Annotated in this window: 19 protein-coding genes; 13 read left to right on the top strand and 6 right to left on the bottom strand. The window is 63.2% G+C overall.

Annotated elements, in window-relative coordinates; translation table 11 throughout:
- Nucleotides 1-147: 147 nt before the first annotated feature.
- From B2P87_RS04040 to B2P87_RS04025, 4 genes are all read right to left on the bottom strand, one after another.
- Nucleotides 148-921, bottom strand: coding sequence for a VOC family protein (locus B2P87_RS04040; protein ID WP_141889581.1), 774 nt, complete (start codon nucleotides 919-921; stop codon nucleotides 148-150).
- A gap of 4 nt (nucleotides 922-925) precedes the next feature.
- A complete protein-coding gene (rsgA, locus tag B2P87_RS04035) occupies nucleotides 926-2,005 on the bottom strand; it encodes a ribosome small subunit-dependent GTPase A (protein WP_141892025.1) in 1,080 nt (359 codons plus the stop codon).
- A 332-nt stretch (nucleotides 2,006-2,337) separates the two neighbouring features.
- On the bottom strand, nucleotides 2,338-4,836 hold the full coding sequence (locus B2P87_RS04030; RefSeq protein ID WP_141889582.1) for an ATP-binding protein: 2,499 nt from the start codon (nucleotides 4,834-4,836) through the stop codon (nucleotides 2,338-2,340).
- Between the two features lie 6 nt (nucleotides 4,837-4,842).
- Nucleotides 4,843-5,565, bottom strand: coding sequence for a response regulator transcription factor (locus B2P87_RS04025; RefSeq protein ID WP_141889583.1), 723 nt, complete (start codon nucleotides 5,563-5,565; stop codon nucleotides 4,843-4,845).
- 263 nt (nucleotides 5,566-5,828) lie between these two features.
- Between B2P87_RS04025 and phnD the strand changes: the two genes are divergently transcribed.
- From phnD to B2P87_RS04000, 5 genes are all read left to right on the top strand, one after another.
- The gene (gene phnD, locus B2P87_RS04020; RefSeq protein WP_141889584.1) at nucleotides 5,829-6,812 is read left to right on the top strand and encodes a phosphate/phosphite/phosphonate ABC transporter substrate-binding protein; all 984 of its coding nucleotides are present in this window, start codon (nucleotides 5,829-5,831) and stop codon (nucleotides 6,810-6,812) included.
- 117 nt (nucleotides 6,813-6,929) lie between these two features.
- The gene (gene phnC / locus B2P87_RS04015; RefSeq protein ID WP_141889585.1) at nucleotides 6,930-7,703 is read left to right on the top strand and encodes a phosphonate ABC transporter ATP-binding protein; all 774 of its coding nucleotides are present in this window, start codon (nucleotides 6,930-6,932) and stop codon (nucleotides 7,701-7,703) included.
- A complete protein-coding gene (gene phnE, locus B2P87_RS04010) occupies nucleotides 7,700-8,494 on the top strand; it encodes a phosphonate ABC transporter, permease protein PhnE (protein WP_141889586.1) in 795 nt (264 codons plus the stop codon). Before phnC ends, phnE (B2P87_RS04010) begins: the two co-directional genes overlap by 4 nt.
- Nucleotides 8,491-9,303: a phosphonate ABC transporter, permease protein PhnE gene (gene phnE, locus B2P87_RS04005; protein ID WP_141889587.1), complete on the top strand. Its 813-nt coding sequence runs from the start codon at nucleotides 8,491-8,493 to the stop codon at nucleotides 9,301-9,303. The genes phnE (B2P87_RS04010) and phnE (B2P87_RS04005) overlap by 4 nt, the downstream gene beginning before the upstream one ends.
- A gap of 144 nt (nucleotides 9,304-9,447) precedes the next feature.
- Nucleotides 9,448-10,350 (top strand): TIGR01459 family HAD-type hydrolase, encoded by a 903-nt coding sequence (locus tag B2P87_RS04000; RefSeq protein WP_141889588.1) that lies wholly within the window; start codon nucleotides 9,448-9,450, stop codon nucleotides 10,348-10,350.
- A 72-nt stretch (nucleotides 10,351-10,422) separates the two neighbouring features.
- Here B2P87_RS04000 and B2P87_RS03995 read toward each other — a convergent pair whose 3' ends face one another.
- Complete coding sequence (locus B2P87_RS03995) at nucleotides 10,423-11,388, bottom strand: methylenetetrahydrofolate reductase (protein ID WP_244270134.1); 966 nt, start codon at nucleotides 11,386-11,388, stop codon at nucleotides 10,423-10,425.
- Nucleotides 11,388-11,885 (bottom strand): methylenetetrahydrofolate reductase C-terminal domain-containing protein, encoded by a 498-nt coding sequence (locus B2P87_RS03990; RefSeq protein WP_244270135.1) that lies wholly within the window; start codon nucleotides 11,883-11,885, stop codon nucleotides 11,388-11,390. Before B2P87_RS03990 ends, B2P87_RS03995 begins: the two co-directional genes overlap by 1 nt.
- Nucleotides 11,886-12,396: 511 nt before the next feature.
- Between B2P87_RS03990 and B2P87_RS03985 the strand changes: the two genes are divergently transcribed.
- From B2P87_RS03985 to B2P87_RS03950, 8 genes are all read left to right on the top strand, one after another.
- On the top strand, nucleotides 12,397-13,572 hold the full coding sequence (locus B2P87_RS03985) for a substrate-binding domain-containing protein (protein ID WP_058284593.1): 1,176 nt from the start codon (nucleotides 12,397-12,399) through the stop codon (nucleotides 13,570-13,572).
- A 69-nt stretch (nucleotides 13,573-13,641) separates the two neighbouring features.
- Nucleotides 13,642-14,406 (top strand): ABC transporter ATP-binding protein, encoded by a 765-nt coding sequence (locus B2P87_RS03980; RefSeq protein WP_141889589.1) that lies wholly within the window; start codon nucleotides 13,642-13,644, stop codon nucleotides 14,404-14,406.
- Nucleotides 14,399-15,121, top strand: a complete 723-nt coding sequence (locus B2P87_RS03975; RefSeq protein ID WP_141889590.1) for an ABC transporter ATP-binding protein — start codon at nucleotides 14,399-14,401, stop codon at nucleotides 15,119-15,121. The genes B2P87_RS03980 and B2P87_RS03975 overlap by 8 nt, the downstream gene beginning before the upstream one ends.
- Nucleotide 15,122: 1 nt before the next feature.
- Entirely contained in the window at nucleotides 15,123-16,154 is a 1,032-nt protein-coding gene (locus tag B2P87_RS03970; protein ID WP_141889591.1) for a branched-chain amino acid ABC transporter permease, read from the top strand.
- 1 nt (nucleotide 16,155) lies between these two features.
- Entirely contained in the window at nucleotides 16,156-17,214 is a 1,059-nt protein-coding gene (locus tag B2P87_RS03965) for a branched-chain amino acid ABC transporter permease (protein WP_141889592.1), read from the top strand.
- Nucleotides 17,211-17,993, top strand: a complete 783-nt coding sequence (locus B2P87_RS03960) for an alpha/beta fold hydrolase (RefSeq protein ID WP_141889593.1) — start codon at nucleotides 17,211-17,213, stop codon at nucleotides 17,991-17,993. Before B2P87_RS03965 ends, B2P87_RS03960 begins: the two co-directional genes overlap by 4 nt.
- Nucleotides 17,993-18,589 (top strand): TetR/AcrR family transcriptional regulator, encoded by a 597-nt coding sequence (locus B2P87_RS03955; RefSeq protein WP_058284599.1) that lies wholly within the window; start codon nucleotides 17,993-17,995, stop codon nucleotides 18,587-18,589. The genes B2P87_RS03960 and B2P87_RS03955 overlap by 1 nt, the downstream gene beginning before the upstream one ends.
- Nucleotides 18,586-19,353, top strand: coding sequence for an enoyl-CoA hydratase/isomerase family protein (locus tag B2P87_RS03950; RefSeq protein ID WP_167510232.1), 768 nt, complete (start codon nucleotides 18,586-18,588; stop codon nucleotides 19,351-19,353). The genes B2P87_RS03955 and B2P87_RS03950 overlap by 4 nt, the downstream gene beginning before the upstream one ends.
- Nucleotides 19,354-19,356: the final 3 nt, after the last annotated feature.

Below are 19,356 nucleotides of genomic sequence, written 5' to 3'. Positions count from 1 at the left end.
CCCCCCACGGCGCGTTATCTGGCGGATATGATGGGGGCAGGCTAAGCGCGGCTGCAGGTACCATGTTGGCTGCTAACCGGCCCGGCTGTGTGATTGCGGATGACCGCAGTGCCGGTCATCCGCCAATACGTTTCCTCCTGACAGCCCTTAGGGGGAACCAGTGCCGGTACGGCTAAGCGCGGCTGGTGCCCCATCAGGTGCGCAAAGAAAGTATTCGCACGCTTCTGCGTTTGGCACGGCAAAGCCCTCCGTCCAGCCTGCGCCAAGCGCCTCAGCGGCGTCCCGGGCGCTGCGGGGTGACGTGACCTTGATATTCGGCACCCAGCCCGGCCGGGACCCGGCAAGCGGTTCTGCTGTATAGTGAAGCGCGACCAAATCGCCGCTAGGCCCGAAGATGGGGAGAGCAGTCTGCTCCGGCGGCTGGACCGCCGGGAGCTGCCATCCGCAAACCCCGGCATAAAAGGCCATGGGGAAATCCGCGCCGTTTGAAAGGTAAACCTCCGGGCCAAACTGCCGACGCGGTACGGGAAATCCGTGCCGCGACAGCGAGATGCCGAACAAAGCGCCCAGCGGATCGCGCAAAAGCGCATTGCGGCCGACGCCGAGAACCTCGAACGGAGGGCGGACGGCTTCCCCGCCAAGACGTTCGGCTAGCGCGGCGGCAGCATCCACATTGCTGACTTCGGCATAAGGTATCCAGCCGCCCGGCAGACCCGCCGGTGTTTCGGCAAGACCTGCCCCCGCTTCGCCGTCCGACAGGGCAAGGACAAAATCCCTTTCCCCGCCGCCCCAGGCAAAATCTGCGGCCCGCTCAACCTGGTAGCTCCAGCCTGCGACCTTCTGATAGAATGCCATTGCGCCGTCCCGGTCCCCGGTGAACAGGTCATGCCATACGATCTGGCCGGTTTTCGCTGTCTGCATCGGCTCACCTCCTGTTATCTTTGATTTTCTTGACTTCGCGGACCATCTTGCCAAAGGCCTTGTCCCGCGACCTGCGTTCGGCAAGGCTGGCGGAGTTGAAGGCATCTTCGGCCATCAGCTTGCGCCAACGCTCCAGCTGTGCCCTGTCAATTACCTCCTGTTCGACAGCCTGCAACACCGCGCAGCCCGGTTCGGTTTCGTGCCGGCAGTCGTTGAAACGGCACCCGGCCGCCAATTCGCTGATCCCGGCAAACAGGCTGTTGATCCCGTCCGCAGCATCGGTCAGCTGCAATTCCCGCATCCCGGGCGTGTCGAGGATCAGGCAGCCATCCGGTGCTGAGTGGAGTTCGCGCCGTGTGGTCGTGTGCCGGCCTTTGGCGTCATCTTCGCGGATCGATTGCGTCTCAATCGACTGGCTGCCGAGCAGGGCATTCGTCAGCGTGGACTTTCCGACACCGGAAGAGCCCAGAAACGCAACCGTCCTGCCGGGTTTGCACCAGGGCGCGAGCGCGGTTTTCGGCGCCGGGCCGCGCGCATCCAGTGCGACCACTTCGGCCGCATCGGAAATGGCCCGGGCCGCATCGGCATAGCCGTGCGGGTCTTCTGCCAGATCCGTCTTGGTCAGCACGATGACCGGTGTGATCCGCGCTTCGAGTGCCAGTGCAAGGTAACGCTCCAGCCGGGCGATGTTGAAATCCTGATTGCAGGAAGTGACGATAAAGGCGGTGTCGATATTTGCCGCGATCAGCTGTTCCTGCCGGCCGGTGCCCGGCGCCCGCCGCCGGATAAGGCTGGAGCGCGCGAGAATCCTGCTGGATTGCGGCCGTGCGCTGTTCAGCATCAGCCAGTCGCCGACAGTCACGTCCTGCCGCGGCGGAAGTGCCGTGGCGATATTGTCGCCAACTGCGTGCACCGCATTGCGGTGCACGGCCACGATGCGGACGGGCGGTGCCGCTGCCATCTCATCAGCGCTGATTTGCTGCGAAAAAAACGGCTGCCAGCCCAAGGCTTGCAGCGCCGTGACGCGCTTGGCCTGGCCGTCCAGCGGGCTGGGTGAAAAAAACTGGGAATAGTCCCGTGTCATTGGAGAAACTCTCATGTGTCGGCCACGAGCAGCGCCCGGGCCTGTCAGGTGTGGGAAAAAGATGTGCAAAACAACAGGCCCGCAACTTCATCAGAAGCGCAGCTATTCAGTTGTCTGTTTTGCACCGGGAGGCTAATTGCCTCCCTTCCTCACCAGGACATAAAATCTCCAATTTGTCTGACGCCAATATAGGGCGAAGGCCCGCGCGGCACAACCTCCTGCGGCTAATGGCGCCCGGGCGGTTTCGCGTCCCTCATCGGCGCAGGGTACGCTTGATCCCGCGAACCCGCTGGGGCGCGCCTGATCGCATTGTCCCTAGCCCGGCAAGTGCATCAGCCCGACGCAAGCAGATCGCGCATCATCTGTTCGGATACCGGCTTTGTCAGAGCTGCCAGCCGGGACACCCCCTTCAATGCGCTGGGGGTCCGGGTTGCCTCCCGCGTTGACATAATAACGAGGCGGCATCCGGGGTGCAGGCTGTGCGCCATCTGCAACAGATCCCATCCGGACGCGCCGTCGTTCAGGTTGAGGTCGCTCAGTACCAGATCCAGTTTTCGCTGCTGCTGGACCTGCGCGGAGGCTTCGGCGAAGCTTGCGGCGCGAAGCGGGACATAGCCAAGCCGCTCCAGCGTGCTGGCTGCAGCGGCAAGGCTGGCCGGATCATCATCAACCACAAGCGCTGTTCCCGGGGGCAGCGTGCGCGCGCAAGGCCTTTCCTCCTCCGCCAGAGGAGGAAAGGCCATAGTCACGGTTGTGCCCCGATGCGGCTGTTCTGTCCGCGAAGCGATGGTAAGGTGTCCGCCGGACTGGTGAACAAAGCCATCGACCATGGACAGCCCAAGCCCGGTCCCGTTGCCGTCATTGCGGTTGGTGAAAAAGGGCTCGGTTGCGCGCCGCAGCACGTCGGGCTCCATACCGCAGCCAGTGTCCTGGATGGACACTTGCGCAGCTCCGTCTTCTCCGGTGGCAACGGAAATGCGGATGGTGCCAGGTCCGCTGATTGCCTGACCGGCATTGACGCAAAGGTTCAAAACAGCGCTTTCGAGCTGTCCCGGATCGACCCGTGCAAAGACAGCAGCGGCTGGCCGTTCGAATTCCAGGGAGACAGTATCGGGCAGGGCGATTTCCAGAAGGTCAGCCATACCGTCAATCAGCATCCCGATGTCGGTCGCCTGCGGTTCCAGATGCTGTTTTCGTGCAAAGGCCAGCAGCCGTTCTGTCAGCGATACACCCAGATCCACGGCAGACCTGATGCGGGCGCGGAAGTGCCGCGACTGGTCCGTGTCCGCGCCTTCCAGAAGGTGCAAGTTGCCGGAGATGCTCGACAGGATATTGCCGAAGTCATGTGCGACCTCGCCGGTGACCTTGCCCAGTGTCTCGACCCGGCGGATCTCCTCCAGCCGTTCTTCGATGCGCTTGCGTTCGGTGGTTTCCGACAGGAGCCAGACCGCGCCGCCGTCTGGCAGCGGCGAGTGGCGCAATTCCAGCACGTGGCCGGAGGTATCGGCGTATTCCTCGAACCCGCCGCGTTCGCCGGCGCTGGCCTGCCGGATAAAAGGGGAGCGGGCGATCAGGGCCTGCATTCCCTCTGCGAGGCTGCTGTCCTCCCGCGGCAGGCGCAGGAGAGTGCGGAGGTTGTCGTTCTCCGCTTCGATCCGCCCGCTGGCGGACGTGATGGCGACGCCATCCTTGATGTTGCGGAAAACGCGGGAAAACAGGGCGTTCTGGCGGCGGATTTCTCCGGTGCGGCGGTCGAGTTTGCGGGCATTGTCGCGAAAAACCTGAAAGGCCGCGAACAGCTGGCCGATCTCATCCTCGCCGGCGCGGGCGCGGGGCAGGTCGCTGCGGTGGTCGCCGGCGGCAAGCCTGCGCATGGCGTCGGCAACCCGGCGCAGGTTGCGGGCGACATAGCGCGAGACGTAAAGCGCAGAAGTCACCGCGACCAGAAGGCTGATCAGCGTCAGCGCAAAGAAGGAATTCTTGGCAATCCCGAGATTGTTTGAGGTTTCGGCGCGCGCCTGGCTGAGCCGGGCTTCTGCCTGTGCGACCTTTTCCTCGGCATAGGCGGTGATCCGGCCGGTCTCTTGCCGGATGCGGAAGAGGGCGTTTTCGGCGTCAAGCTGTGCTGCGATTTCGCGGTGTTTGAGCACAAACAGGCTGCCGCTGCGGATCAGGGCCTGTTGAATTTCATCAAAGGCGGCGCGGTGTACGGGCAGCAGGCGCGGCTCGATCTGGTCGCGGGCGGCGGTGTAGAGGCGGGTGTGCTCGCCAAGCTCGATCAGAGCAGTGGCCCGCGCGGCTCCGATGGCGCTGGCCGTCAGCTGCTGCAGACCGGCCCAGATCTCGCGCTCGGCCAGCGGCAGCGATGTGTCGCCCGCCAGCCGCCGGACCCGCTGATTAAGCCGCAGCATGTCGCGGCCGATAGCGGTCAATACGGCCTTGCGCGCGGTTTGCGGTCCCAGCGCGGCGGTCAGATCGTCAATTGCCAGCCGCAACCGCGCAAGCGGCAGGTCAAGGGCCTGATCGCTTGCGGCGTGCGCTTCGAGGCGGCGCAGGTTGTCGCGGACGTTTTGCGCTTCCTGCTCCAGCTGAAAGGGCGGAAAGAGCGCGTAGAGAAAGGGCGCCGAGGTCGCCAGGCCGGCCGCGCGGCGGGACAGGTCGAGCGCGTCGGAGACCTCCGTCAGCGTGTCCTGGTGCAGAACGTTCATCCACAGCTCAGTCCGGTTCAGCACCCGCATGCCGATGAGGCTGACCAGCAGGATCAGCCCGAACAGCACCGCAATGGCGGCGGACAGGCGGAAGCGGACGCTGAGGCGGGAGAGCGCGGGCATCCGGGATCAGCCGGGCGACAGCTGGAACAGGTAACCCTGCGCACGGCGGGTCTGCAGGTGGACGGGTTTGGAGGGCACCGCTTCGATCTTGCGCCGCAAGCGCAGGATCAGCACGTCTATAGTGCGGTCCACATAGCGCTGCATGTCGGATCCCAGCTCCTCCAGCAGCTCCGGGCGCGGGATCACCCGGTTGGGGTTGCGGGCGAAATACTCCAGCAGCCGGTATTCGGCGTTGGTAAGCGGGATCTCCTCGCCGTCCTTGTCCAAAAGGCGGCGGGACTGGACATCCAGCCGCAGGTCGCCAAAGCCGATTTCCTGCCCCGGAGCCGCGCTTGGCCTGGCGGTTCCATGGCCATAGCGGCGCAGCACCGCGCGGATGCGGGCGACAAGCTCGCGCGGGTTGAAAGGCTTGATCATGTAATCGTCGGCGCCGGTTTCCAGCCCGATGATCTTGTCGATTTCATCGCCGATGCCGGTGAGCATGACAATGGGGAGCTGATAGCGCTCGCGGATGTGAATGGCCAAGGTCAGGCCGGATTCCCCGCGCAAGCGCAAGTCGATCAGCGCCAGATCCACCGGCGGCGGATCGCCAAGCGCATGAAACGCGGCGATACCGGCGCAGCAGACAGCGTCAAACCCGCTCTCTTGCATCAGCGCGGAAAGCGTCTCGCGCACGTTCGGGTCATCGTCCACGATGGCGATGAGCGGCTGCGCCCTATCTGCCTGCATGCAACCCTCCTCCTGTTACATCACGCGGCATCCTGCTTTGCAGCCTGGCAGAACGGCCGCCCTTCATTCAGTGCCGCAAAACACCGCTTTGTTTAAGGGGATGAGACAGCGATTGTAACACTGTTAACATTAAACCGCGCTAATGCGCGGTCCGTTAACAAAAACCTGGCTCGCTTTCCTTCGGCCGCCGTCTCTATCCTCGGCCTGCCAGCGCCGCAACAGACGGGAGCCAGTCCCGGGGCGGCGTTCAAAGGGAGGAAAACATGGTAGATATTTGGACCCGTGCCGCGACGGCACTGGGCGTTCTGTCACTGAGCGCCGTGGCTGCAACCGCAGGTGAAGACTGCGTGGACCGTGGCGCGCTGGACGTTCTGTATTGCGACGCAAACGGCGATCTTGTTGCTGACACGCCCGCCGATCCGGCAAAGCTGAGCAACCCCGACACGCTGGTCTTTGCGTACACCCCGGTCGAGGACCCCGCGGTTTATGCCGACATCTGGGAGCCGTTCATCGCGCATCTGGAACAGGTGACCGGCAAGGACGTGCAATTCTTCGCCGTGCAGTCGAACTCTGCCGAGGTCGAGGCAATGCGCTCCGGCCGGTTGCATGTGGCGGGCTTTTCCACCGGGCCGACGCCGTTTGCCGTGAATCTCGCCGGGGCGGTGCCCTTTGCCATCATGGGCGCAGAAGACGGCCAGTTCGGCTATAAGCTGCAAGTCTTCACCCAGGCCGATTCCGATATTGAGAAGGTGAAGGACCTGGCAGGCCGCCGTGTGGCGCATACCTCGCCCACTTCGAACTCCGGCAACCAGGCGCCGCGGGCGCTGTTCCCCGACTTGGGCGTGGTGCCCGATCAGGACTACGAGGTGATCTATTCCGGCTCGCACGACCAGTCGATGCTGGGCGTGGTTGCGGGCGACTACGACGCGGCGCCGGTGGCGTCCGAAGTGGTGGACCGTATGGCAGAGCGTGGTCTGTACGACCCGGCCGACGTCCGCAAGATCTGGGAGAGCGATCCCTTCCCGACCACGTCCTTCACCGTCGCGCACAACCTGGACCCCGACCTGGCCGAGAAAATCAAGGAAGCCTTCTTCTCCTTTGAATTTGCGGGCACCAAGCTGGGTGAGGAGTTCGATGGCGTCAGCAAGTTCATTCCGATCACCTACAAGGATCAATGGGCAGTGATCCGCCAGATCCAGAAGTCCAACGGTGTCGAGTACACGCCGCAGGGCCTCGCCGGGAAATAACCCGCTTTAACGCCCGGCCGGCCAGCGCATCGGCCGGGCGCGCCCGTGGCCGCCCCCAGGCCGCCGCCCCCAAGCAGCGCGGCACAGCCGCAGCTGAGCTATGCTTGAAAGTCCGCAATGCTAAAAATCTCCAAACTGACCAAGCGCTACGGATCGGGCGATCCGGTGCTGAAAGAACTGGATCTGACCGTCGAAGGCGATCAGCTTACGTCGGTCATCGGGTCTTCCGGTGCCGGCAAGAGCACGCTGCTGCGCTGCATCAACCGCCTGGTGGAGCCCACCTCGGGGTCCATCGACCTCAACGGCACCGAGTTCACCACGTTGAACCGCCGCAGCCTGCGCATCGCGCGCCGCCGGATCGGCATGGTTTTCCAGGGCTTTAACCTCATCGACCGGCTGACGGTAATGGAAAATGTCCAGTCGGGGCGCCTGGGGTATATCTCCACCTGGGCCGCGCTGACCCGGCGCTACCCGCGCGAGGATATCCGCCACGCCTACGAACTGATGGATCGGGTCGGCATCGCCCATTACGCCAACAAGCGGGCGGATGAGCTGTCCGGCGGCGAACGCCAGCGGGTCGGCGTGGTGCGCGCGCTGATGCAGCGGCCGGAGATCCTGCTGGCGGATGAGCCGACGGCCTCTCTTGACCCCAAGACCTCAGAGCAGATCATGTCGCTGCTGCGTGATCTGGCATCCGAGCTGAAGCTGCCGGTCATCATCAACATTCACAACGTGGCGGAAGCCAAGGAGTACAGCGACCGCATTGTCGGCATGCGCTACGGGCGGATCATTTTTGACGGCCTGCCTGCACGGCTTGGCAAGGCCGAAATGGACGAAATCTATGCGGGCGTGCCGGCACAGGACCGGGCGCAGGCAGGGGCGGCGGCATGAGCGCGGGCAAGGACACCTGGCGCAAGCCGCCCTTTATTGCCAGCCCGGCGCTACGCTACGGGCTATATGCCGTTGCGGCGGTTTACTTTTTCGTCACCCTGGCAACCCTGCCAATCGACTGGGAGCGGGTTTCCGACGGCTTTACCCGCGCGCAGAGGATCTTCAGCGGTGCATTTCCACCCAGTTTCGACCGCGCTGGGCTGCTTTTTGACGGTTTTATGGAAAGCCTGAAGATCGCCATCCTTGCCACGGCGGGGGGGATTGCGGTCTCGGTGCCGCTGGCATTTATGGCGGCGGGCAATATTTCGGTGAAACCCGTCTACCTGCTGGGCCGCGGCATCATCATCGTTGCGCGCAGTTTCCACCCGGTGATCGTGGCGATCATATTTGTGAAAGCGGTGGGCTTTGGCCCCTTTGCGGGCGCTTTGACACTGCTGGTCTATTCCATCGGCTTTGTCGCCAAGCTGCTTGCGGAGCGGATCGAGGAAATCGACTTTGGCCAGGTGGAAGCCATGCGCGCGGCCGGGGCAGGGTTCATCGCCACGCTGGCCTATGCGGTGCTGCCGCAGATCATGCCGCGCCTTGTGGGGCTGGGGATCTATCAGCTGGACAGCAACCTGCGGGCCTCTGCCGTGGTCGGCATCGTCGGGGCGGGCGGTATCGGCGCGACGCTGGCCAATGCCTTTGGCCGGTATGACTACGACTTCGCGCTTGCCATCACCATGGTCATCGTCGGTGTCATCCTCGTGTCCGAGGCGGTGAGCGGATTTGTCAGGAAGCGGATCGCATGATGAGCACTGAAACTTTGCACGGCGCACAGGACCGCTGGTCGCGTTTCACTCTGCGCCAGCGTCTGCTGCGGTATGGCGGGCTGGCCCTGACGCTTCTGGTCGTCGGCTGGGCGCTGCGCAGTATCGACGTGATCTGGGCCTGGGTTTGGGATGCCCCGTCGCAGATGGCAGACCTGTTCGGCCGCATGATGCCGCCGGACCCCAGCAACCTGCCGTCGATCCTGGAGGCGATCTGGCAGACGGTGAACATCGCCACGCTGGCGACAATGATCGCGGTCGTGGTGTCCCTGCCGGTTGCCTATATCGCGGCGCAGAACACCACGCCGAACAGGGCGGCTCTGTGGGTTGGGCGGTTCATCCTCGTGTCCTCGCGCTCGGTGAACACCATTATCTGGGCGCTTCTGTTCGTGGCGATCTTCGGCCCCGGCATCGTGGCGGGGATCGCGGCAATCATGTTCCGCTCCATCGGCTTTCTTGGAAAACTGCTGGGGGAGGCGATTGAGGAGATCGACCGCAAGCCAGTGGAGGCGCTGGAGGCCGTCGGCGCGTCGCAGTTCAAAATCGTGCTCTACGCCATCGTGCCGCAAGTGATGCCCGCCTTTTTCGCGGTCGCCATTCTGCGCTGGGATATCAACCTACGGGAATCCACGGTGCTGGGCCTTGTGGGGGCTGGCGGCATCGGGATGATCCTGCAAGGCGCTATCGACACGTTCAATTGGCCCGAGGTCTCCATGGTGCTGCTAACGATCCTTGCGCTGGTGGTCTTTGGCGAAGTGGTGTCTACCTATCTGCGCAAAAAGATCCTGTGACCGTACCGGGGCGGCAAACAAGTACCCAAGCCGCAATACCTTAACGTACCGGTATCCTATGCACTGCGGGCAAGCGGGGGGCTGCAGAGACGCGCCTGTGCCTGTCCGGGGCTAGCAGGATGAGTGAAGAGGAAAAGGGCCACGATGATCGGCACGGATTGGGCGTTTTACAGGTACGAAAGCGTGCGGGCGGCCCTGCCGCAGGCAGAGTTTCCGCCGGTTTCAAAGTCCGGCCATGACCTGGGCGATACGGCCGCAGATTATGACGCCTATATCCTGGACGCCTTTGGTGTGCTGAACCGTGGCGAAACCGCGATCAGCGGCGCCGTGGAGCGTATGGCCGCCCTTCGCGCCTTGGGAAAAAGGCTGGTCGTCCTGACCAACGCTGCCAGCTACACGCGCGCAGGTGTTTTGGCCAAGTATCACAGACTAGGTTTTGATTTTTCTCCGTCCGAGGTGGTTTCCAGCCGCGATGTGGCCTTTGCTGCGCTACCAAAGCTGCCGCAGGGCAAGGTGTGGGCCGCGGCGGCGGCGGAAGGTGATGACTTCAGCGATGCGCCGGACGCGGTCCGGATCGCACAGCTCGCTGAAAACCCTGAGCTGCTGCGCGCTGCCGGCGGGTTTTTGCTATTGTCCTCGGCGCGCTGGAGCGAAGAGGACACTGCCGCCGTGACACGCGCGCTTCTGGCGAACCCAAGGCCGCTTGTTGTTGCCAACCCGGACCTTGTGGCGCCGCGCGAAAGCGGGTTGTCGGTTGAGCCGGGGCTGATCGCGCATGAGATCACCGGGCGCACCGGCGGGCGGGCCGTGTTCTTCGGCAAGCCCTTCGGCAATGCCTTCGAGACCGCCCTGGCCCGGCTGGAGGGCATACCGCGGCACCGGGTCGCGATGGTGGGGGATACGCTGCATACAGATGTGCTGGGCGGGGCCGCGGCAGGCATCGGCACAATTCTCATCAGTGAGCACGGGCTGTTCCGGGGGCATGATGTTGCGCCCTATATCGCCAAATGCGCGATCCGGCCTGACTGGATTGTCGCCACGACATAGGCCGCTCAACGGCTGCCATCCCTCGCTGCTGAGCCCGGCGAAAGAGCCGGGCAGGTCAGCTCAACCCGGTAATCAGGTCCGTTTGCGGGACGCCAGGACTCCGGACTCCTGGATGATCTCAGAGACCTGATGCTCCTTCCGGTAAGCCATGACATGCACCCCGGAGACGCCGGCGATCTCACGCATCTGCTGGATAAGCTCCACGCAGATTTTCTTGCCTTCTTGTCCGGGTTTGTCAGCTTTCTCCATCCGGTCGATAACTGCGTCCGGAATATGGATCCCCGGCACGTTCGAGCGCATCCACCGTGCCGCCCGTGCCGACGCCAGCGGGCCGACTCCGGCCAGGATGAAGACTTTCTTGTCCAAGCCCATATCCCGGACCCGGGCCATGAATTTTTCGAACAAGGGCACGTCGTAGATATAGTTGGTCTGGATGTACTCGGCCCCGGCCTCGACCTTTTTGGCCAGCCGCTCCGGGCGCCATTCATAAGGCGGGATGCAGGGGTTTTCAGCCGCCCCCAGAAACAGCAGCGGCGGATTGGTTATGGTGCGCCCGGAGAGGAACTTCCGCTCATCCCGCATGGTCCTGATGGTGCGCAGCAGCGACAGGGAATCGAAATCGAACACCGGCTTGGCGCCCGGCTGGTCCCCCACGCCGACACCATCACCCGTCAGGCACAGAACGTTGCTGACCCCCATGGCGGCAGCACCCAGCACGTCCCCCTGAATGGCGATCCGGTTCCGGTCCCGGCAGGAGATCTGGTAAACAGGGGAATACCCTGCCCGGGTCAGCAGCGCGCTGATCCCGATCGAGGACATATGGCAGTTCGCGCCCGAGGCATCCGTGGCATTGATGGCGTCGGCAACCTCCCCAAGCGGGCGTGCAGCATCGTAGACATCCGCAGGGTCAGCGCTATCGGGCGGGTTCAGCTCCGCCGTGATGGCAAAGCGGCCGGAGCGCAGCACCCGTTCCAGCCGGCTGTGCGAAACATGGCCTTCGGGCGGCGGTGAATAGGGCTGGGGCAAGCTGAGGTCCATCATTTCGCCCCTTTCTGAGCTTGTGCGGGCTCCTCCGCCAGCGGCGCGGCAGAGGGTTCATTTTTGCGGGCGCCGGGAAAGGCGTCGGCGATGGCGGTGCGGCGTTTTTCCCGGGCTTCACGCAGGTGGGCTGCCTTTTCGCGGCTCACCCGCAGCCAGGACGAAGACCCTTCGAGATTGCGTTCCACCGGCGGCAGCACAGTTGCAATCTGCGCGCCGCCCTTCATCCGCGAGGCGCCGTCCCAGGCCAGCACCCAAACACATTTCATTTCCGGTTTGACCTCACAATACCCGCCTGGCCGCACCCCGCCGCAGGGGCCGTTGCGCAGCTGCTTGGGGCAGTTCATCGGGCAGGACATACCGGTCGAGGACAGCACGCACTGCCCGCACATCTTGCAATCGAACAGCACAGTCTTGACGCATTTCTCGACAAAGGCGACGGGCCGCTCGACCCGGTCATAGCCTATTTTTCTCAGGACCGGGTCCAGGGCGATCATGACCTGCTCCACCCGCTTGTATATCCACTCAAAACTGCGGGAGTGACGAATAGCGAACAGGCGAATCCGGTACATTGAGTTTCCCTTTCTCCAGGCACTTACAACGTCTTGTCCATTTGCGCAGGCCGCACTGGTATCGAAATAGTCTTTGCGCCCCGGGTCTCCATGTTTTGTCCTGTATCCGGACCGGCGATACCCGCCGGATGTTTCCGCTGCGGACCGCGGCCGCGGATTGGACCAAGCCTGAGCCTGCGGCCGCACTAGAAAGGCTCGAACAATTGTTAGTGCATGACAGGCCTTCGGTCCATCGGGACGATGGATGAAGCCATACCCGCTTGCCCCGGCAAACCCCTTCGCTTGCGGCCGTTTCTTAACACCCCTTTGGGGCCTGTGCCTTGGTGCAGCCGTCTTTCCTGGCCGGGGGGGGTGGCAGCACTGGAACATCTCTGCATTGACATGAATGTTGATTCATGTTTCATATTTTGCAGGGAGAAATCAGGGAGGAGCCCTCATGCTGCGCTTGTTTGCGTTGACGGTTGCTGGTGCATTGATGTCGTCTGCAGCCGCTGCCGAAATCCGGATTGCCCATGTTTATGGCAAAACCGGCCCGTTTGAGGCCTATGCGGCCCAGTCGCACATTGGCCTGCAGCTGGGGCTGGAATATGCCACTGGCGGCACGATGGAGATCAACGGCGAGAAGATCGTTGTGATCGAGAAGGACACGCAGCTGAAGCCGGATATCGGCCGCGCCCAGCTGGAAGAAGCTTTCGGCGATGATGACGCGCACATCGCTGTTGGCCCGGTAAGTTCCGGTGTGGCATTGGCCATGCTGCCGGTTGCCGAAGAGTACGAGCGCATTCTGATCGTCGAACCCGCGGTCGCGGACTCGATCACTGGCACCAACTGGAACCCCTACATTTTCCGCACTGGCCGCAATTCCTCGCAGGACGCAATCGCAAATGCGGTGGCGCTGGGCGGGGAGGGCGTGACCATTGCGACCCTGGCGCAGGACTATGCCTTCGGCCGTGATGGCGTCGCAGCCTTCAAGGAAGCGCTGGAAGCGACCGGGGCCTCAATCGCCCACGAGGAGTATGTACCGACCGACACCACCGATTTCACGGCGGCGGCTGAGCGTATTTTCACCAGGATGGGCGAGGTCGAGGGCGAGAAGAAGCTCTTCATCATCTGGGCCGGCGGCGGCAACCCGATGGGCAAGATCAATGCCATGGAGCCCGAGCGCTTCGGCATCGAGATTGCGACCGGCGGCAACATTCTGGCCGCGCTGAAGGCCTACAAAGAGCTGCCGGGCATGGAAGGGGCGACCTATTACTACTACGAGATCCCTCAGAACCCGGTGAACGAATGGCTGGTGAAAACCCATTTCGAGCGGTTTGACAGCCCGCCGGACTTCTTCACCGCCGGCGGCATGGCGTCCGGGCTTGCGATTGTCGAAGCGATCAAAAAGGCCGGCGGCGCAGAGGACACCGAGGCGTTGATCAAGGCAATGGAAGGCATGTCCTGGGAGACCCCGAAAGGCACAATGCAGTTCCGGGCCGAGGATCATCAGGCCATGCAGCCCATGTACCACTTCCGCACTGAGGTCCAGGACGGCAAGGACTATGGCGTGCCGGTGCTCGTGCGCGAGATCGGCATGGACGAAATGAATATCCCGATCCGCAATCAGTAAGCTGCGGGATGTTTCCCGCCGATACTCCGGGGCGGCCGCTGCGGCCGTCCCGGGCAGGGATAGAGATCAATGACCCAGACACTTCTTGAAACAGACGCGCTGACCGTGCGGTTTGGCGGCCATGTGGCTGTCGACGCGGTGTCCTGCAGCTTTCGCGCGGGCGAGCTGACCGCCATCGTCGGGCCGAATGGCGCAGGCAAGACCACCTATTTCAACCTGATTTCGGGCCAGGTCCCGGCCAGTTCCGGCACGGTGAAGCTGATGGGCGAGGACATCACCCGCCTTGGCGTGGCTGGCCGCTGCCGCCGGGGGCTGGGGCGGGCGTTTCAGCTCACCAATCTGTTCCCCAGCCTGACAGTTCTCGAAAACGTGCGCCTGGTGATCCAGTCGCGCCAGCACAAAGGCTTCGGGCTGTTCTCGATGGCGGACAGCCACACGGAACTGACCGTGGCGGCGATGGCCATCCTGGAACGGGTGCGGCTGGACACTCAGAAAGACCAGCTGGTGTCCGAGCTGCCGCACGGCGATCAGCGCAAGCTGGAAGTGGCGCTGCTGATCGGGCTGGACCCGACGGTTTACATGTTCGACGAGCCGACGGCGGGGATGAGCGTTGATGAAGCGCCGGTGATTTTGGATCTGATTGCGGAAATCAAGGCGGACCGGGAGCGCACGGTTCTGCTGGTCGAGCACAAGCTGGACGTGATCCGTAGCCTCGCCGACCGCATCATCGTTTTGCACAATGGCGCGCTGGCTGCCGACGGCCCGCCTGCCGAAGTCATGGCGTCAGCCGTGGTGCAGGAAGCCTATATGGGTAAGGAGCTGGATCATGTCTGATCCGATCCTGTCGCTGCAGGCGGTGCATACCGACATCGCCCAGTATCACATCCTCCAAGGGGTGGACCTCGAGGTGCCGCGCGGCCAGGTGACCATGCTGCTGGGCCGGAACGGCGTTGGAAAAACCACGACGCTGAAGACCATCATGGGCCAGTGGACCGCCAAATCGGGAAAAATTCTGTATGACGGTCAAGACATTACCCGCCTGCCCGTATCGGCGCGCGCAAGGGGCGGGATCGGCTTTGTGCCCGAAGACATGGGTATCTTCAGCGATCTGACGGTGGAGGAGAACATGATGCTGGGCTGCACCTCCGGGCCGCTGGATAGCGCACGCAAGGAATGGCTTCTGGGGGCATTTCCGGCTTTGGGGACCTTCTGGAACAGCGAGGCGGGCAACCTGTCAGGCGGGCAGAAGCAAATGCTGTCGATTGCCCGCGCGATGGCCGAAGACCGCCAGCTGTACCTGATTGATGAGCCGACTAAGGGGCTTGCACCGGCGATCGTCTCGACCATGGCCCAGGCTCTGCGGGAATTGAAAGGGCAGGGCGCGTCCATTCTCCTGGTGGAGCAGAACTTCCCGGTTGCCAAGGCGCTGGGTGACAGCGCTGCCGTCATGGATGACGGACGGGTGATCTGGAGTGGAGAAATGGCGGAGCTGGCCGGAAACAAGGACCTTCAGGAACGCCTGATGGGTCTCAGCATGGAGGCGCATTGAGATGACCGCAGCCCCCGATCACAGACCCACCTTCGCCGGTATCAGCCTGGCAGAACGGCTGGATGCGGCAATGCCGGTTTTGCTGATCCCCTTGCTTGTCCTCCTAGGGTTTTTCGCCATTGGCGCGCCCTCGTCCTGGCTGACGCTGACTGTGTCGGGCCTGGCCATGGGGATGATGATCTTCATCATGGCTTCGGGGCTGACCCTGGTATTCGGCCTGATGGACGTGATCAATTTCGGCCACGGGGCCTTTGTTTCGGTCGGTGCCTTTGTCGGGGTTTCCGTGCTCATTGCGCTGGGCGAGTGGACCGGGGCGGCATCGCTGCTTTTGAACATGTCCGCTGTCTTCCTGGCCGTCGTTGCCGCGATGACAGTGACTGGCGCCCTGGGCTGGGGATTTGAACGGATCATCGTCAAGCCGGTTTACGGCGCGCACCTGAAGCAGATCCTGGTGACGGTTGGCGGGCTGATAGTGATCGAGCAGCTGATCCATGTGATCTGGGGCCCGGATGAGATCTTCTTCAACCGTCCGGAAACCCTGAAGGGGGCCGTCACCTTTGCCGGGGCCGCAATGGAGAAATACCGCCTGCTGGCCGTGGCGGTCGGGCTTGCCCTGTTCATTGCCATGCGCATGGTTCTGCGCCGTACCAAGATCGGCCTGATTGTCCGGGCCGGGGTGGAGAACGGGCCCATGGTTGAGGCACTCGGTTACCGGCTGCGCCTGGTCTTTGTCGGGGTGTTCATCGCCGGATCGGCCCTGGCCGGGCTGGGCGGCGTTATGTGGGGCCTCTACCAGGAGGTCATCACCGCCGGGATGGGCGAAAAAATGATGGTTCTGGTCTTTATCGTCGCCATCATTGGCGGGCTGGGGTCGGTCGAAGGGGCCTTTATCGGCGCGCTTCTGGTCGGGCTGATGCAGAACTACGTGGCCTTTCTGGAACCGAAGCTGGCGCTGGTGTCGAACATCGCGCTGATGACCGCAATCCTGATGTGGCGGCCGCAAGGCATGCTGCCTGTCGTGAAGGCGAAATAAGATGATCGTCAAACTACTCTCCGGCGACAAGCCGCGCTCCGCGGTTCTGACCGCAGTGCTGATGGTGATCCTGATCTGCCTGGCCGGTGCACCGTTCATCTTTGACGGCGTGCGCCCGCTGGATACTGCCGCGCGGATCTGCATCTTCATCCTGCTGGTGGCGAGCTATGATCTGCTGCTGGGCTACGGGGGGATCGTCAGCTTTGCCCACACGATGTTCTTTGGCCTCGGCGCCTATGGTGTCGCGCTTGCATCCACACACATGGGGCGCGGCTTTGACGCGCTTTTGGCCGGATCGCTGGCCGGTGCCTTGGCGGCGGTTGTCCTGGCGCTGCTGATCGGCCTGTTCAGCCTGCGGGTGCGTGCGATCTTCTTTGCCATGATCACGCTGGCCGTGGCGTCGGCTGTCGCGGTCCTTGTGTCGCAGTTTTCGGGCATCACCGGCGGCGAGGATGGTTTGACCTACAATATCCCGCGGGTTCTGACCTCGGCCAACCGCATGGGCGAATTCCTGGGCACACGCATCACCGGCAAGACCCTGAACTATTACCTGGTGTTTTTTGCCTCGCTTATCCTGTTCCTGCTGCTGCTGCGCATCGTGAATTCGCCGTTCGGCCGCGTGCTGCAGGCGATCCGCGAAAATGACTTCCGGGCCGAGGCGATCGGGTACCGCGTGGTGTGGTACCGCACTGCCGCCACCTGCCTGTCGGCGGCGGCGGCGGCGCTGGCGGGCAGCCTTTTTGCCATCTGGCTGCGCTATGTCGGGCCGGATACCACGCTCAGCTTCGAGATCATGCTCGACATCCTCCTGATGGTGGTGATCGGCGGCATGGGAACGATGTATGGCGCTGTGATCGGGGCGGCCCTGTTCATCTTGGCGCAAACCTATCTGCAAAATCTGATGGGCAGCGCCTCTGAGGCAACAGTCGGCCTGCCGCTGATCCCCGATCTGCTGAACCCGGACCGCTGGCTGATGTGGCTGGGCATCCTGTTCATCCTCAGCGTCTATTTCTTCCCGTCTGGCATTGTCGGCCGGCTGCGCCAACGGCGCGCGTCATGACAATTCCCGTTCTTTTTCTCCATGGCTGGGCGATGAACGGAGCCATGTTCAAGGACACGGCACAGCGGCTGGGAGCAGAGTACGACTGCTACGCCCCCGATTTGCCGGGGCACGGGGGCCGGCTGGCGGACGAAGCCAGTCTCGACGCCTGCGCGGCCGTTGCAAAGCGGTGGATCGACAGCCTGGACCGGCCCATTCTGGTCGGCTGGTCATTGGGGGCAGGAGCCGCGTGGCGTTATGTGGCGCGGCATGGAACGGCTGGCCTGCGCGGGCTGATCACCATCGACATGAGCCCCCGGATGCTGCCGGAGGAGGATTGGGACCTGGGTCTGATCGGGCAAAGCGCAGAAGCCATTCTGGCAACCTCTGGTAAAATCGTGCCGCAGTGGCCCCGCATGGCCAGCAGTATTGCGCGCAATATGTATGCTCTCTCCAGCGACCCGGTCCCAAACCGCGAGGACATCGTTGCCCTGCTGCTGGCGCAAGACCCCGCACGCCTGCGCCCGCTGTGGGACGATCTGGTAGCAATGGATGAGCGGGAAACGATTGCAAACATCGCTGTCCCCTACCTTGTCTGCTCGGGCGCGCGCAGCAGGCTTTACAGCCAGGATGCAGCACACTGGATCGCGTCGCAGGCCAAGCGGGCGCGGGCGGAGAGTTTCGCGTTCTCGGGACACTCGCCCCATCTGGAAGAGCCTGAGGCCTTTTGCGATGCCATCCGGCGCTTTGTTGCTGCAGAAGGGCTCTCGACGCCAAATCAAGACCAAGAAGTGACCTGATGACCAAGCCGACAACTGCGAAGCCAAAAACCAAACGCGGAAAGGAGCGCCGGGCCAAAATCCTGGCTGCCGCCGAACAGGTGATCGGCCAAAAGGGCTTTGCCGCCGCCTCCATCGCGGACATTACCCGTGCCGCCGACACCGCGCTGGGCACTTTCTACATCTATTTCTCGGGCAAGGACGAAGTCTTTCGAGAGCTGGTGCAGGACATGGGCCACGCCACCCGGTCCCAGGCTGCGGAGCGGATCGCCGGGGCCGCAAACCGGCTGGAGGCTGAGCGCGCAGGTTTGGAAGCCTATCTGACCGTGGTGCGCGACCGCCCCTTGCAATACCGCATCGTCGAGGAGGCCCGCTTTGTCGACCCGGAAGCCTACCGCGAGTATTACACCGAGTTTGGCAAGGCTTATGCGGATCAGCTGGATCAAGCAGCCGGCAGGGGAGAGATTTCGCAGGGCGACGCCGAAGTGCGCGCCTGGGCCCTGATGGGGATCGCCAAGACCCTGGGCGAGCGGTTTGTGCTTTGGGAAGACGAGGCCGACATCGAACGGGTTGTTGCCGAGGCCCACAAATTCATTTGCAACGGATTGGCGCCATGAGCGGATTAGTCTTCTGCGACCAAATAGACCTGGCAGGCGGGGAGCCTTGCTTCCGGATCACGATGAAGGCTCCGCGCGCCAATGCGCTGGAGCCCGGTTTGCTGCGGGACTTGCATCAAGCATTTGATACGCTGGAGAAATCGGGCGTCCGGAAAGCACTGATCCTCGGCGGGCGCAATTTTTCAACCGGGGGAGATGTCAGCCGGTTCCAGGAGGCGGCACGAAATGGCCGCGCGGAGCAATACGCCGAAGCGGTGGTCCCGGTGCTGCAGGACCTGATCATGCGGATGATCGCGATGCCCGCGGTGATAGCGTCAGCGGTGCGCGGGGCTGCTACCGGCGGGTCGGCAGGCATCTTATTTGCGTCCGGCATTGCTGCCGCTGAACCGGGTGCCTTTGTGCAACCCTACTACGGCGTCATGGGATTTGCCCCGGACGGCGGGTGGACGGCCCTTTTGCCAGAATTGATTGGCGCCGGGCCGGCCCAAGGCTGGCTGATGGCAAACTGCCGCCACGGCGCGGGCGAATTGCAGCGCCTCGGGCTGGTTCAGGCAGTTGATGCCGATCCGGAAACCCGGGCAGCAGAGCTGTTGGGCAGCATCGACGCGGGGTCTGCCCTGGCAGCCAAGTCGCTGGTCTGGAACGGCGAACGGCTGGCCCGTGTCCGCGCGGGGCTGGACGCGGAAACCGCCGCATTCCGCGCTTTGATAGGGCGGCAGGAGACCCTGTCTCGGATGGCACAGTTTCTTCAATCAACCGGATAGATG

It is taken from the genome of Leisingera sp. UBA4491 (genome assembly GCF_002388965.1).
In the GTDB taxonomy this organism is placed as follows: Bacteria; Pseudomonadota; Alphaproteobacteria; order Rhodobacterales; family Rhodobacteraceae; genus Leisingera; species Leisingera aquaemixtae.
This window is presented reverse-complemented; position numbering and strand designations above follow the sequence as displayed.